Origin of the sequence: Chryseobacterium paridis, assembly GCF_016595215.1 — a bacterium.
In the GTDB taxonomy this organism is placed as follows: domain Bacteria; phylum Bacteroidota; class Bacteroidia; order Flavobacteriales; family Weeksellaceae; genus Chryseobacterium; species Chryseobacterium paridis.
On sequence record NZ_JAENHK010000001.1, the window covers coordinates 220,643 to 234,286 of the forward strand.

General features: G+C 34.4%; 14 protein-coding genes. 6 read left to right on the top strand and 8 right to left on the bottom strand.

Annotation, left to right across the window (positions count from 1 at the left end; all coding sequences use genetic code 11):
• Window positions 1–18: 18 nt before the first annotated feature.
• The 8 genes from JHL15_RS01030 to JHL15_RS01065 all read right to left on the bottom strand — a co-directional run bounded on the left by JHL15_RS01030 (window position 19) and on the right by JHL15_RS01065 (window position 9,058).
• Window positions 19–510: a low affinity iron permease family protein gene (locus JHL15_RS01030; protein WP_200241638.1), complete on the bottom strand. Its 492-nt coding sequence runs from the start codon at window positions 508–510 to the stop codon at window positions 19–21.
• Between the two features lie 109 nt (window positions 511–619).
• A complete protein-coding gene (locus JHL15_RS01035) occupies window positions 620–2,803 on the bottom strand; it encodes a TonB-dependent siderophore receptor (RefSeq protein ID WP_200241640.1) in 2,184 nt (727 codons plus the stop codon).
• A 210-nt stretch (window positions 2,804–3,013) separates the two neighbouring features.
• Entirely contained in the window at window positions 3,014–3,838 is an 825-nt protein-coding gene (locus JHL15_RS01040; RefSeq protein ID WP_200241643.1) for a GLPGLI family protein, read from the bottom strand.
• A 158-nt stretch (window positions 3,839–3,996) separates the two neighbouring features.
• Window positions 3,997–4,302: a 30S ribosomal protein S10 gene (gene rpsJ, locus JHL15_RS01045; RefSeq protein ID WP_002661363.1), complete on the bottom strand. Its 306-nt coding sequence runs from the start codon at window positions 4,300–4,302 to the stop codon at window positions 3,997–3,999.
• A 16-nt stretch (window positions 4,303–4,318) separates the two neighbouring features.
• A complete protein-coding gene (fusA, locus tag JHL15_RS01050) occupies window positions 4,319–6,436 on the bottom strand; it encodes an elongation factor G (RefSeq protein WP_200241646.1) in 2,118 nt (705 codons plus the stop codon).
• A 6-nt stretch (window positions 6,437–6,442) separates the two neighbouring features.
• Window positions 6,443–6,919: a 30S ribosomal protein S7 gene (gene rpsG / locus JHL15_RS01055; protein WP_200241649.1), complete on the bottom strand. Its 477-nt coding sequence runs from the start codon at window positions 6,917–6,919 to the stop codon at window positions 6,443–6,445.
• A gap of 23 nt (window positions 6,920–6,942) precedes the next feature.
• Window positions 6,943–7,356 (bottom strand): 30S ribosomal protein S12, encoded by a 414-nt coding sequence (gene rpsL, locus JHL15_RS01060; protein ID WP_002983146.1) that lies wholly within the window; start codon window positions 7,354–7,356, stop codon window positions 6,943–6,945.
• Window positions 7,357–7,465: 109 nt separating this feature from the next.
• Entirely contained in the window at window positions 7,466–9,058 is a 1,593-nt protein-coding gene (locus JHL15_RS01065; RefSeq protein ID WP_200241651.1) for a hypothetical protein, read from the bottom strand.
• Window positions 9,059–9,160: 102 nt separating this feature from the next.
• Between JHL15_RS01065 and JHL15_RS01070 the strand changes: the two genes are divergently transcribed.
• From JHL15_RS01070 to JHL15_RS01095, 6 genes are all read left to right on the top strand, one after another.
• Window positions 9,161–9,637 (top strand): Dps family protein, encoded by a 477-nt coding sequence (locus tag JHL15_RS01070; protein ID WP_200241654.1) that lies wholly within the window; start codon window positions 9,161–9,163, stop codon window positions 9,635–9,637.
• Between the two features lie 94 nt (window positions 9,638–9,731).
• Window positions 9,732–10,910 carry a nicotinate phosphoribosyltransferase gene (gene pncB, locus JHL15_RS01075; RefSeq protein ID WP_200241657.1) on the top strand — a complete coding sequence of 393 codons (1,179 nt, stop codon included), beginning with the start codon at window positions 9,732–9,734 and terminating at the stop codon, window positions 10,908–10,910.
• 66 nt (window positions 10,911–10,976) lie between these two features.
• Window positions 10,977–11,447, top strand: a complete 471-nt coding sequence (locus JHL15_RS01080) for a YciI family protein (RefSeq protein ID WP_200241660.1) — start codon at window positions 10,977–10,979, stop codon at window positions 11,445–11,447.
• Window position 11,448: 1 nt separating this feature from the next.
• Complete coding sequence (locus JHL15_RS01085; protein WP_200241662.1) at window positions 11,449–12,042, top strand: hypothetical protein; 594 nt, start codon at window positions 11,449–11,451, stop codon at window positions 12,040–12,042.
• A gap of 39 nt (window positions 12,043–12,081) precedes the next feature.
• Window positions 12,082–13,056 carry a DUF6624 domain-containing protein gene (locus tag JHL15_RS01090; RefSeq protein ID WP_200241665.1) on the top strand — a complete coding sequence of 325 codons (975 nt, stop codon included), beginning with the start codon at window positions 12,082–12,084 and terminating at the stop codon, window positions 13,054–13,056.
• Window positions 13,057–13,297: 241 nt separating this feature from the next.
• Window positions 13,298–13,534 (top strand): hypothetical protein, encoded by a 237-nt coding sequence (locus JHL15_RS01095; protein WP_200241667.1) that lies wholly within the window; start codon window positions 13,298–13,300, stop codon window positions 13,532–13,534.
• The last annotated feature ends 110 nt before the right edge of the window (window positions 13,535–13,644 follow it).

The window sequence follows — 13,644 nt, forward strand, 5'->3', positions numbered from 1 at the left end:
GATAAAAAAAAGGAATCGTTATGATTCCTTTTTTTGTTTTTCCAGCCATTCATCATGTTTCTTTTTAAAGAGATCATGTTTGTAATTCTGATTTCTTTTAGCAGCATCGATCGAATGAGAAGTATGAATGTCTACATCATCTTCAGCAAAGTCCGCCAATTTTTCATAATAAATATGCAGCTGATCCAATTCTTTTTCAGATAGATCTTCTATGTCTACAATTCGGTTACTTGCTTTTTCATGAGCGGCAATCAATTCATTGAGCTTAATTTGTATTGCCTTGGAATCTTTATTCTGAGCCTTCTGAATAAGAAATACCATTAAGAAAGTAATAATCGTAGTTCCGGTATTGATAACTAATTGCCATGTTTCAGAATAGTGGAATACGGGTCCCGAAAGAGCCCAAATAACAACAATAGCTGTCGCTCCAATGAAAGCATATGAGCTTCCTGTAAACTTTGTTGCCCAATCTGAAAACTTTTCAAAAAAATTATTATTCTTATGACTCATTGTGCTTATTATTTTAAAGAATAAATGTATTAAATAATATTGTTCTTTAAGCAAATAAAAACACAAAGAATCTGACCAGTTTTACTCTTTAAACTTATGTTCTGCTTTATTAAAACTTATAGTTTACCTGCACAGCAAAATTTCTAGGTTGAATCTGATCAATGTAGCCCCCTCTGAAATATGAATTGTAGCCTACAGTATCAAAAATATTATTAAAGAACACTCTTAACCCAAGTCCCTTTTTGAAAGCATATCCAACCTGTGCATCTACCGTTGTATATTGAGGCATATTAAAAGGCTTTTCTCCAAGCTGTGTTCCGTTAACATGACCATTAGCTGCATTGGAATACTTTTGTTTATAATCATCAACAGGTCTTGTTCCTACATAATAAACTCCGGCTCCAACATCAAGACCTTCTAGAGCACCTGTATTAAATTTATAATTTAGCCACGCATTTGCTGAATTTTTGGGTGTATTAATTGGGGCAGAACCATTAACAAAAGAAGGACTGTCTTTGTATTGAGCATCTACATAAGCCCATCCGGTCATAACCTGAAGATTAGGAAGGATTTTTCCAATCAACTCCACTTCTATTCCTTTTCTTTTTAATTCACCTGCAAGAGCATAAGTTCCCGTACTATTTCCACCAGTTAATACTTCATATGATAGATTATCAGTATTAATATTAAACAATGTTACATTAAATCTTAATCTTTCATTAAGCCAATCCGATTTTATCCCAGCTTCCCATTGTTTGGTAGTAGAAGCTCCAACAGTTCCTCCTCCCAATAATACATTATTAGCGCTTCTTAAAGAAGTAGTACTTGTATAAGAACCAAAAATATTCATGTTCTCAATCGGTGAAATCATAAGCCCTAATGATGGATTCCATGCATAACTAGGATCTTTCTCTGAACCATTTAATCTGCTGTATCGAATTCCTAAATGTGCTTTGATGTATTTATTAAAAGTGATAACATCCTGAGCCATTAATCCCATTGTCGGAGTCACTGTGTTGATGATAGGATCTTTATCTATTAAAGCAAAATTGCCTGCATTGATTGCAGAAGGAAGGATGTTATTGATGTCATTAAGAACATTGATCTGATCAACATATTTTCCTTTATATGATGTTGTTGTAACATTAGATTCTTTCCAATCAAAACCAACCTGGAAGGTATGTTTCATAAATCCAGTCATTACATCTGCTCCGATAAAATCAAATTGGAAAACTCTGTTCAAGTCTTCACGCTCAGATTTTGTCAAACTTCTATCCCTTATTTCGTTTGGATTCTTTGGATTAATAGGAGCTAAAGCTGCTCCTACAATATCAGATTGATAAGAAGAACTCATAAATGCAGCTCTTATTTTCAATTTATCAGTCAATTTTCTTGTTGCTGTGGTGGAAAAGTTGAAGGTTTCCATCTTTGCATTATCCGTAGAAAAACCAAGAAACTTTCGACCTGGCATTCTATATATAGCTTCAACATCGCCTTTTGCCAGATTTACAGTCCCTCTGTCCGGTGTAGTATTGTTGTGCATGTAATCCATTTCTACCACCACTTCAGTTTTGTCATCAGGGCGAATAGCAATTGATGGATTTACGTAGATACGATCTGTATGAATGAATCTTCTAAAACTATTATTATCCTGATAAGCCGCATTCAGTCGTACTGCAATTTTTCCCTGCGAATCCAATACTCTTTGAAAATCTATTGTTGGTCTATAAAAGTCCCAACTTCCATATCTGAATCCAACATTGGTCTGGTCAATAAATTTCGGAACTTTAGTTACTACATTAATCACTCCTCCTGCTGAACCCAATCCATCTCCAATACCCTGTGTAACTGCAGCAGACCCTTTAATTACCTGAATACTTTCAACTCCCTGCATATCTGTTAACATCGCACCAGTACGGAAATCAGAATCCATCTGTACTCCATTCTTCAAAACAGGAACACCTCGGTATCCTCTGATAGACATACTTTCTCTTGTTCCTCCATAGCTACCAAATTGGGTAACACCTGGAATATTCTTAGCAACATCTGTAACTGTAAGCCCTCCAAGATCCTCAATTACTTTATAAGAAATTACCGAAATACTTTGAATCTGATCTCTGGTTTTAAGAGGCAATCTTGTAATTACTTCTAACCCTTCAGGCTGCTTTTTTCTTTCTCCAAATAGCTCAACTTCCTCAATTGCCTTTTCTCTTTTTAGCGTATCACTTACTTTTTGAGCACTGGTAAAACCAATCCCTAATACTGCTAATGAAATAGATACTGTTTTCTTCATAATCATTTTTTGCAAAAATATTATTTTTAATGATTCTAAATAAATAATGCAAAATGATATATCTCATTGAGAAGAATTGTCATTTGTAAGATCTTAATATATCACAGTGATTACCTTAAAGAGTCATAACCATAACCTCTTATATCTATTGACAAAAAAAAGAAGTACCCAATCAGTTACTTCTTTCAAATATTTAGTTTTAGGATAATATTAATACTTTATCGCCCTGTCAAGATCAATAGGATTATTACTTTTTTTAAGATACTCCTGTACTTTTGTAGTAAGATCCTTAAATTGATCTATATGAGTAATTTTAGTACCCATTACATTCATTTCACCACCTGAATTTTCCTTAAAATTCTTTCTCATTTCTTTTAGTGGATCATTATACATTTCCAGTCTCTTTCGTTGTCTAACTTTCTCAGAAATTTCCAGTGGTTTTCGTCCATAAAAAGTCTCGATAAAACCAACAGTATTATATGTTTCTTTAAGATTTTTGCTCTGAATCAGCGTAAATATAAAGTTGGATCCTGAATCTTGCAATTGAAAGATCATACCAGGTAAACCATAAAATTTATATGGCCCTTCTGATATATTGATATCTTTCGTAAACCATGCGGTCCAAAATCTTCCTCCAAAATGAGTTGTCGCTTTTTGTAATGTATACTCACCCACTTTCTTAGTTTCGTTGCTTAGATTCCATTTCATTTGATCATCTGTAGGATAGCTGTACATATCTTCACCTATCAATTCATAGTTTTGGTTCTTAAAAGAGTTTCTTTGTCTCTTAATAGATTCAAATCTTCCGCCATACATGTATTCATAATTACCATTGACACGATTAATAGAATCTGCTTTAAGATAGTCATATTCATAGAACTTCACATCTTTGGGATTGACATCCAATACAAGGTTAATTTTATCCAGATGATTGTTTGCTGAATCACTCTTATATTGTAACTCATAAATAAAACGATGAGTCTGTGCCTGAGCAGCCAACCCTACGAATACAAGAATTAAAAATATATTTTTCATAGTAATTTTTTCACAAATATACATAATATAAAGAACCATGCAATACCAAATACTTAATTTTAAATATTAATATGCATAATACACTAAAATCTGTTAATAAAAAAATCCGTCCCTTTGCAGGAACGGATTTTTATATAATCTCGGCTTAGTGCTCGTTATCACACTTTGATTTCAACATCTACACCGCTTGGTAACTCTAATTTCATTAGAGCATCCACAGTTTTAGAAGAAGAAGAATAGATATCCATTAGTCTCTTGTGAGCTGAAAGTTGGAACTGTTCTCTAGCTTTCTTATTTACGTGTGGAGATCTCAATACAGTGAAGATTCTCTTATTAGTTGGCAATGGAATTGGTCCGTTTACAACAGCACCAGTAGCCTTTACCGTTTTTACGATTTTCTCAGCAGACTTGTCTACCAAGTTGTAATCGTAAGATTTTAGTTTTATTCTGATTCTTTGTGACATTTCTTTAATTTAAAAATTAACCTTTTGCTTTAGCAATGATTTCTTCAGCAACGTTTTGTGGAGTTGGTAAATATTTCTCTAATTCCATAGAAGAAGTAGCTCTTCCTGATGAAAGTGTTCTTAGAGTCGTTACATATCCAAACATTTCAGAAAGTGGAACAGAACCTTTGATTACAACAGCACCGTTTTTCTCTTCCTGACCACTGATCGTACCTCTTCTCTTGTTAAGGTCACCAATGATGTTACCCATATATTCTTCCGGAGTTACAACTTCCAGTTTCATAATAGGCTCCATAATTACTGGTTTAGCAGCTTTACCAGCTTCCTTAAATCCTAATTTAGCAGCTAATTCGAAAGAAAGAGCATCAGAATCCACCGCGTGGAAAGATCCATCTTTAAGAGTAACTTTAATACCTTCAACTTCGAAACCAGCCAATGGACCGTTCTTCATTGCAGCTTTAAATCCTTTTTCAATTGCAGGAACGAATTCTCTAGGAACGTTACCACCTTTGATCTCATTGATGAATTCTAAACCAACTTTACCTTCGTCAGCAGGTCCTAGTTCAAATACAATATCAGCAAATTTACCTTTACCACCTGATTGTTTTTTGTAAACTTCTCTGTGGCTAGCAACTTTTGTTAAGTTTTCTTTGTACTCTACCTGAGGTTGTCCTTGGTTTACTTCAACTTTGAACTCTCTCTTCATACGGTCAACAATGATATCCAAGTGAAGCTCACCCATACCAGAGATAATCGTTTGTCCAGAAGCTTCGTCAGTTCTTACAGTAAACGTTGGATCTTCTTCAGCCAATTTAGCTAAAGCGTTACCCATTTTATCCTGGTCAGCTTTAGTTTTAGGCTCAACAGCGATACCAATTACCGGATCAGGGAAAACCATCGATTCAAGAACGATTGGGTTTTTCTCGTCACACATCGTATCACCAGTTTTGATAGACTTGAATCCTACCGCAGCACCAATATCACCAGCTTCAATATATTCTACCGGGTTTTGCTTGTTAGCGTGCATCTGATAGATTCTAGAGATTCTTTCTTTATCACCTGAACGAGTGTTCAAGATATAAGAACCAGCATCTAGTCTTCCAGAGTATGCTCTGAAGAATGCTAATCTTCCCACGAATGGGTCAGTAGCAATCTTAAATGCTAGAGCAGAGAAAGGCTCATCTACAGATGGCTTTCTTGTAATTTCAGCGTCTGTTCTTGGATCAGTACCTTTGATATCATCTTTATCCAATGGAGAAGGCAAGTATTTACATACTGCATCCAACATAAATTGTACTCCTTTGTTCTTGAATGAAGAACCACAAGTCATTGGGATAATTGATAAATCGATAGTAGCTTTTCTAAGCGCTTCGTTAATTTCGTCTTCAGAGATTGAATCTGGATCTTCGAAGAATTTCTCCATCAAAGTCTCATCGTAGTCAGCAACAGCTTCTACTAATTTCTCTCTATATTCAAGAACTTCAGCCTTCATGTCTTCAGGAATTGGCACTACTTCGAAAGTAGCTCCTTGTCCTGCTTCATCCCAGATGATAGCTCTGTTTTTAATTAAGTCTACAACACCTTTGAAATCTTCTTCAGCACCGATTGGTAAAACGATTGGAACTGCATTAGATCCTAACATCGTCTTAACCTGGTTTACCACGTTAAGGAAGTCAGCACCTTGTCTGTCCATTTTGTTTACGAATCCCATTCTTGCAACTTTGTAGTTGTCAGCAAGTCTCCAGTTTGTTTCAGACTGAGGCTCTACACCATCTACTGCAGAGAATAAGAATACCAATCCATCTAATACTCTTAAAGATCTGTTTACTTCTACAGTGAAGTCAACGTGTCCCGGTGTATCGATGATGTTGAAGTGGTAAGGTTTAGTTTCTGGTAAAGCTTTTCCTTGGTCAGTTGGGAAGTTCCAGTTACAAGTAGTAGCTGCAGAAGTAATAGTAATACCTCTTTCTGCTTCCTGCTCCATCCAGTCCATTGTAGAAGCTCCATCGTGAACCTCTCCAATTTTGTGGTTTACACCAGTATAGAATAAAATCCTTTCCGTAGTAGTAGTTTTACCAGCATCAATGTGAGCGGCAATACCAATATTTCTTGTAAATTTAAGATCTCTACTCATTTCAAATTAGAATTTAAAGTGTGAGAAAGCTTTGTTAGCTTCTGCCATTTTATGAGTATCACTTTTCTTTTTGTAAGCAGCACCTTCTTCTCTAGAAGCAGCAACAACTTCATTAGCTAATTTCAAAGCCATTGACTTATCATTTCTAGCTTTTGAATATTTGATTAACCATTTCATTGCCATAGAAATTTTTCTATCAGCTCTGATTGGCATAGGAATCTGGAAGTTAGCTCCACCTACTCTTCTAGAACGTACTTCTACGTGAGGCATTACATTTGTAAGTGCATCTTTCCAGATTTCAAGGGCAGTCTTCTCAGTTTCTCCTTTTTTATTTTCTACGATATCTAATGCATCATAGAAAATTTTGAATGCGATAGACTTTTTACCGTCTAGCATTAGGTTATTTACAAATCTAGTTACCAATTGATCATTAAACTTTGGATCTGGTAACAACGGTCTTTTTTTCGCTTTTGTCTTTCTCATTGTTTTTGTACCTTATTTAATGATTATTTTTTCTTTCCTTTTGCTGGTGCAGCAGCTGCCTGACCTGGTTTAGGTCTCTTAGCTCCGTACTTCGATCTTCTCTGTGTTCTTCCATTAACACCAGCGGTGTCTAATGCACCTCTTACGATATGGTAACGTACTCCCGGTAGGTCTTTCACCCTTCCGCCTCTCACCAATACTATCGAGTGCTCTTGAAGATTATGTCCTTCGCCCGGGATGTAGGCGTTAACTTCTTTACCGTTAGAAAGTCTTACCCTTGCTACTTTTCTAAGTGCAGAGTTAGGTTTCTTAGGAGTGGTAGTATATACTCTCGTACATACACCTCGTCTTTGTGGACAAGAATCAAGGGCAGCCGATTTGCTCTTCTTGGCAAGCGTGGCTCTTCCTTTTCTTACTAATTGTTGAATAGTAGGCATTTAATTGCTTTTTATTTTAAGCTGCAAAAATAGCAATTATTTTTTAATTGACAAGCAGCTATATGCAAATAATTATTTTTATTAAAAATTAATTAACAGACAGTTACGATTAATCAACGATTTTTACCTCAACATTTTTATTCCACTTAAAATTTCGGATATTTCTTTTTAGAGATTCCAGATTGGCGGTGTCTATAGAATATACAGATACTTCTTCTCTCGCTACAGTAACTCTATTTTTAATCGTAAGCGTTGCTGCCTTTTTCCAGTTTTCCGGAACATAGCCTTGCAGCCAGATATCATAAACTATTGCAAGTTCATATTTATTTTCAGAACCATATTTGGTGAGAAAGTCTTTAAATTTATCATCAAAAAGCTTTTTATTTTCATTAAAAGGTATCATCTCTGTGGATGCCAGTCCTGCAATATCTAATAAATGAATATCTGTATAATAAGTAATTGCCCCAATATCATTTGCCACTACTTTGGAACTGTTATAATAAGTATGTAAAAAATGAGCAGATTGTATTTGTTGTTCGTAAATGTTTTTCCCTCCATTCTCTAACATTCGATGCGCCATCCAGCCTTTGTAGAAAAAAAGAACAATGTTCATCACAATTAATAAGGTAATCAGCTTTTCTTTTTTTAAATAATTCTTGAAGCCGAAAAACACACCTTTAATTTTTGGAATAAGCACCATAGAAAATCCTGTAAGGAGATATGCTTCATAACGGAACAATCCTTTCAGATCTGCGAACATTGTATGACATATCATTAATAAGGACAAGACGATGAGGAAAAAATTATTATCAATAGATTCTTTAATCGTCTTGGTCCTCAAATCTCTATAAAGAAAAACGGCGCATAGCAAAACAGGAAAAACACCTACTTTATAAAAGCTTATATTGAATATAAAATTATCAACCATGATAATTTTGAGCTGTGATAGGAAATTAGAATCTAAACCTAATTTCGTTCCTTTTACGACTACAGAATTAGGAAAAAAATAACCGTCCTGTTGATAATTAAAATAACAGAACAGCAAAATAGGAAGAAAACCTAAAATCAATATTCCGGCTGCTTCTTTCCATTTTTTAATTAACATCAAAACAAAAGCAAGAATTACAAAATAAAACATGCTCTCAAAACGAACCAGTCCCATTAATAGAATTGAAACATAAAATCCTAAAATTGCATATTTATTTTTATCCCAATGATAAAAGCAGAAAATGTTGACCACAAAAAGAAATACCTGGAGTGTATGCTCCATACCCGATAACATCTGCAAGTGCAAAACAGCAAAAAATAAAGTAAACACAACCGCAAAAGTTGTCTTCTTTATATTATTAAATACCTCAGCATAATATATAGACAGGAAATAAATGATTCCCACACTGAAAACTATATTAAAGTACAGTGGAATCTGATCGTTATTTCCAAAAACCGTAATTAAAGAGCTTATAATAAGGGTAAATAACGGTGAAGATGAAGTCGAGGAAAACTGATACTTTGTAATTCCCCAGATATCATGCAAAGCAAAATTCTTTGCCATTGCAAGATGGATATAAGCATCATCAATGGGATATATATAATGATTATCTGTTTTTGCAACCGAACCTATATAATACAAAAGGGATACAATAAAAAACAGAACAAGAGATAAAAAAAAACTCTGTAAACCAATATTTCTGGATGAGGGCATTTTATGATAAATTATAAGAATACCAAAGATAAGTATCATCAATCAGGAACCTACTATTTCGGCATAATATTTACTGCATTTATAGCATAAAAAAGTAAACGTATGAAAAATGCAAGCATTATCGGTCTGAAGGAAGCCGATTGTAAAAACATTTCAGAGAAGTTAAACATACTTCTTGCTAATTATTCAGTTTTTTATCAAAACACAAGAGGTTCCCACTGGAACATTAAAGGTGACCAATTTTTCACATTGCATCCCAAATTTGAAGAATTATACAATAGCCTTGTTCTAAAGATTGATGAGATCGCGGAAAGAATCCTTACACTGGGAGCAACACCTGCACATAATTATTCAGACTATTTAAAAGTTTCAAGTATAAAGGAAAGTAAAGAAGTAACTGACGGAACAAAGAGTGTAGAAAATATTCTAAGTTCTTTCAAGGTAGTTCTTGACTTACAAAGAGAGCTTTTAGATATTACCGATAAGGCAGGTGATGAAGGAACAAATTCTCAAATGAGCGACTATATCACTGAACAGGAAAAAGAGGTTTGGATGTACAACTCTTATCTTGGTAAATAACCAGATAAAGATCATCGATATATTTTAAAAAAATCGTCTTACATTTAGACGATTTTTATTTTTAATTATTAAATTTGCGTTAAAATTACACAATATGCACGATGTACGATTGAATTCTATTCTAGATAATGATTTTTATAAAATAACCATGCAGAATGCGGTGGTAAAATTATTTCCAAGCTCCATTGTAAAATATGAATTTATCAATAGAGGAAAACATCTTTTCCCTGAAGGTTTTGACGTTGCTTTGAGAGAGGCCGTTTCTAAAATGGCAGAACTCAAACTTACCAAAGATGAAAAAAAATTCATGGCAAAAACCTGCCCTTATATAGACCTACCCTATCTTGATTTTCTTGAAGGATATCATTATGATCCATCAGAAGTAAAAATCGTTCAGACCGGTAATGAGCTTTCTGTTACAGTTGAAGGATTGTGGTACAGAACCATTCTCTGGGAAGTTCCGTTATTGGCATTGATCAGCGAATTGCATTATGAGATGAACCATATGGAAAGGGATTCTAATGAGGTGGTTATGAACAGGACGCTTGAAAAAGCTGATTCCTTAAATAAGCTGGGTGTTACTTTTGCAGAGTTTGGGACCAGAAGAAGACATTCCTATAAAGTTCAGAATCTGGTAATGGAAGCATTGACCCAGAAAAAAGATTCTACGTTTGCGGGAAGCTCGAATGTGCATTTCGCCATGAAATTTGGTGTAAAGCCTATTGGAACTCATGCCCATGAATGGTTTATGTTTCACGGAGCTGAATATGGTTTTAAAATGGCCAATGAATTAGCCCTTGAACATTGGGTAGATGTATACAGAGGAGATTTGGGAGTTGCCCTTTCTGACACTTACACAACAGATGTATTCTTCCAACAGTTTGATAAAAAGTTTGCAAAACTTTTCGATGGAGTTCGTCACGACAGTGGAGATGCCTTGGAATTTGCTGATAAAACGATTGCACATTACAAAAACAATGGGATCAATCCTTTATTTAAGTATATTATTTTCTCTGATGCTTTAAATCTTGAAAAAGTAGAAGAAATCACAAAATATTGCAAAGGAAAAATAGGTGTTTCATTTGGTATAGGAACCAATCTTACCAATGATGTAGGATTAAAACCAATGAATATTGTCATGAAATTAATCGGAGTACAAGCTCCCAATAAAGAATGGATCCCTACCGTAAAACTATCCGACGAACATGGAAAATACACTGGTGATCCAAAGATGATTGAACTAGCAAAAGAATTTCTTAGAATAAAAGATTAAGTAGACGCTAGATATCAGATGTCAGATTTCAGATGCCAGACTTATAACCAAATAAACTACTATATCATGAAATTAAAAATTTATTTATCTCTTAGTCTCTTGATGGCAACTTTATCTTTCGCTCAAGAGAAAAAAGCAGCTAAACCAAAATTCAATCAGGAATTGGCAACCTCATTAGGAGCAGATCAATATGGAATGAAAGCTTACACTATCGTTATGCTTACAACGGGATCTGCAAAGATTGAAGATAAGGCTAAGGTGGGAGAATTGATGAAAGGACACATGACCAATATCGGTAAATTGGCAGATGAGGGCAAGATCATAGTAGCCGGACCTTTTTTAGAAAAAAATAAAGAAACATATCGTGGTATGTTTATTTTCAATACAAAGTCTAAAGAGGAAGCTGAGCAATGGGTAAAAACAGATCCTGCAGTACAAGCCGGGGTTTTTGGTTATGAAATATTCCCTTGGTATGGTTCAGCAGCATTGCCTTTATATTTAAAACATCACGAAGAGATTACAAAGGAAAATCCATAAAATGGGCTTTTATACCAAATTCTCAGAGGCAGATCTGATAGAATCTTATACAAATCAAATTGATTATCAAGGTAAAGCCAGCAAAGAAATTTTAGAAGAAATTCTAAGAAGAGGATCTCTTGAAGAGTTTCATGCCAAAATTAAAATCAACAATCTTGTATTGAATGAAGTAAATAGGATTATAAGAGAAGTTCATCACCATTATATGAACAAGGCATCAATGCAGGAATGTTTATCCTTGGTAAAATCTGATCTGTTGCGTCAAGAAAGTATACAGCTTATTGTAGAAAAGAAATACAATCAGATTCATCAAAATGTAGAGAATTTAAAATTAGATTCTAAAACATGGATAAATAGTTTTGCAGGAGCTTTTATTGCTTCTATTATTAGCACGATCCTTATCCTAGTTGTTCTGTATAAGTTTATCTTTTTATCCGTTTTTGCTTTTGGCCTGTTAATCCCTCTTTATATAATTAATTATTGGATAATAAGGTGGATCACCGGAAAAACAAGAGACAATCTGGCTGTATTTATTGCATCATTTGTTGCAACTTTGCTTAACTGCTTTTATTTCATATTATTTATTCCTAGTTAAAATATTAGCTATATCTTCACTAATAACAAAATAACAACCATGAAAAGAATACTATTCGTTTTGATATTTTTAGTATCTGCAAAATCACTCTTTGGACAAAATACTCCAAAAGAATATACTGAGAAAGTAAAAAAGGCTGAAGCATTTTATGATGCTAAGGACTTTAAAAGCTCGGCAAATAATTATTCTGAAGCATTTAAATCTAATGGCTGGAAAGCTTCACTTAATGATCGATATAATGCTGCATGCTCATGGGCAATGGCCTCTGTGCCGGATAGTGCATTTTCACAACTTGACAAGGTTGCTGTAAAATTCATTAATTATAACCATATAACAACCGATACAGACCTTAGCTCTTTGCATACTGATAAGCGATGGAAGCCTTTAGTCGAAAAGATCAAACAAAATCAGGAAAAAGCAGAAGCTAGTTTGAATAAACCCTTAGTAACAAAGCTTAGCAATATTAATGAAGAAGACCAAAAATACAGACAACAAATCGAGGGTATTGAAAAAAAATACGGAGCTGATTCGAAGGAAATGCAAGAGCATTGGAAAACTATAGCTAAAAAAGATTCTGTAAATTTAATAGAAGTAAAAGCTATTCTTGATAAATATGGTTGGTTAGGCCCTGATGTTGTCGGTGCCCAAGGGAGCATTACCCTATTTCTTGTTATCCAACATGCTGATTTGGCAACACAGGAGAAATATTTACCCATGATGAGAGAAGCTGTAAAAAATGGTAAAGCCCAAAGCAGTAGTCTGGCTCTTTTAGAAGACAGAGTCGCTTTAAGACAAGGTAAAAAGCAAATCTATGGAAGTCAGATTGGTCGTGATCCCGAAACGCAACTCTATTTTGTGTCTCCTTTAGAAGATCCGGACAATGTTGATAAAAGGCGAGCAGAAGTTGGACTTCCTCCATTAGCAGAATACGTAAAAAACTGGCAAATCAAATGGGATGTTGAACAATACAAAAAAGATCTGCCTAAGCTGGAGAATAAATCAAAACGGAAATAACGCCTGAAGCTTTATGAGAAATAAGGTGTTTAAAGGTATATTGGCTTTTTTACTCATTTGATTCTTCATTCCACTTCGCTCCATTCTGAATGACAAATAATATGGTTTATTTTAATATTTGTACTAATTAATTCAAAAAGTATAGAATAATTTAGTATTTTAGTTCATCGTTTACAACCATACTTATTTAATTATAAGAAAGTTACAAACCAAACTAATTACTAACAAAAAAAATTAAACCATGAAAAAAATGAATGTATCAAAACTTTCAAGAACAAAATTGAAAGATGTATTTGGAGGAACATTGTATCCGGCCCAGTGTCCAGGAGGATGTCCTGGTGAGGCCTTGATCAGATGTCCTGACGGTTCTACCACGATGACTAATTTTATATGTATGGGTGGAAGATGTGAACCGGCCGCAATGTGTAAGCCAATAGTTCTTGAGCCGTTCCCGGATCCGGTTATTCTTACTCCATAATCTGACCAACGACAATATATAAAGTGAGCTTTCCGGCTCACTTTTTTTATCTATAAATCAAAAAAATGCCGGAATCCTCACATTCCGGCAAACAAAACAAACATATAAAA

Coding starts and splice junctions, on each gene's coding strand:
- JHL15_RS01070 (WP_200241654.1), top strand. CDS start 9,161: ATGAAAAATGCAAGCATTATCGGTCTGAAGGAAGCCGATTGTAAAAAC.
- rpsL (WP_002983146.1), bottom strand. CDS start 7,356: ATGCCTACTATTCAACAATTAGTAAGAAAAGGAAGAGCCACGCTTGCC.
- JHL15_RS01040 (WP_200241643.1), bottom strand. CDS start 3,838: ATGAAAAATATATTTTTAATTCTTGTATTCGTAGGGTTGGCTGCTCAG.
- JHL15_RS01095 (WP_200241667.1), top strand. CDS start 13,298: ATGAAAAAAATGAATGTATCAAAACTTTCAAGAACAAAATTGAAAGAT.
- JHL15_RS01090 (WP_200241665.1), top strand. CDS start 12,082: ATGAAAAGAATACTATTCGTTTTGATATTTTTAGTATCTGCAAAATCA.
- rpsG (WP_200241649.1), bottom strand. CDS start 6,919: ATGAGAAAGACAAAAGCGAAAAAAAGACCGTTGTTACCAGATCCAAAG.
- JHL15_RS01030 (WP_200241638.1), bottom strand. CDS start 510: ATGAGTCATAAGAATAATAATTTTTTTGAAAAGTTTTCAGATTGGGCA.
- fusA (WP_200241646.1), bottom strand. CDS start 6,436: ATGAGTAGAGATCTTAAATTTACAAGAAATATTGGTATTGCCGCTCAC.
- JHL15_RS01080 (WP_200241660.1), top strand. CDS start 10,977: ATGAAATTAAAAATTTATTTATCTCTTAGTCTCTTGATGGCAACTTTA.
- JHL15_RS01065 (WP_200241651.1), bottom strand. CDS start 9,058: ATGCCCTCATCCAGAAATATTGGTTTACAGAGTTTTTTTTTATCTCTT.
- JHL15_RS01085 (WP_200241662.1), top strand. CDS start 11,449: ATGGGCTTTTATACCAAATTCTCAGAGGCAGATCTGATAGAATCTTAT.
- pncB (WP_200241657.1), top strand. CDS start 9,732: ATGCACGATGTACGATTGAATTCTATTCTAGATAATGATTTTTATAAA.
- JHL15_RS01035 (WP_200241640.1), bottom strand. CDS start 2,803: ATGAAGAAAACAGTATCTATTTCATTAGCAGTATTAGGGATTGGTTTT.
- rpsJ (WP_002661363.1), bottom strand. CDS start 4,302: ATGTCACAAAGAATCAGAATAAAACTAAAATCTTACGATTACAACTTG.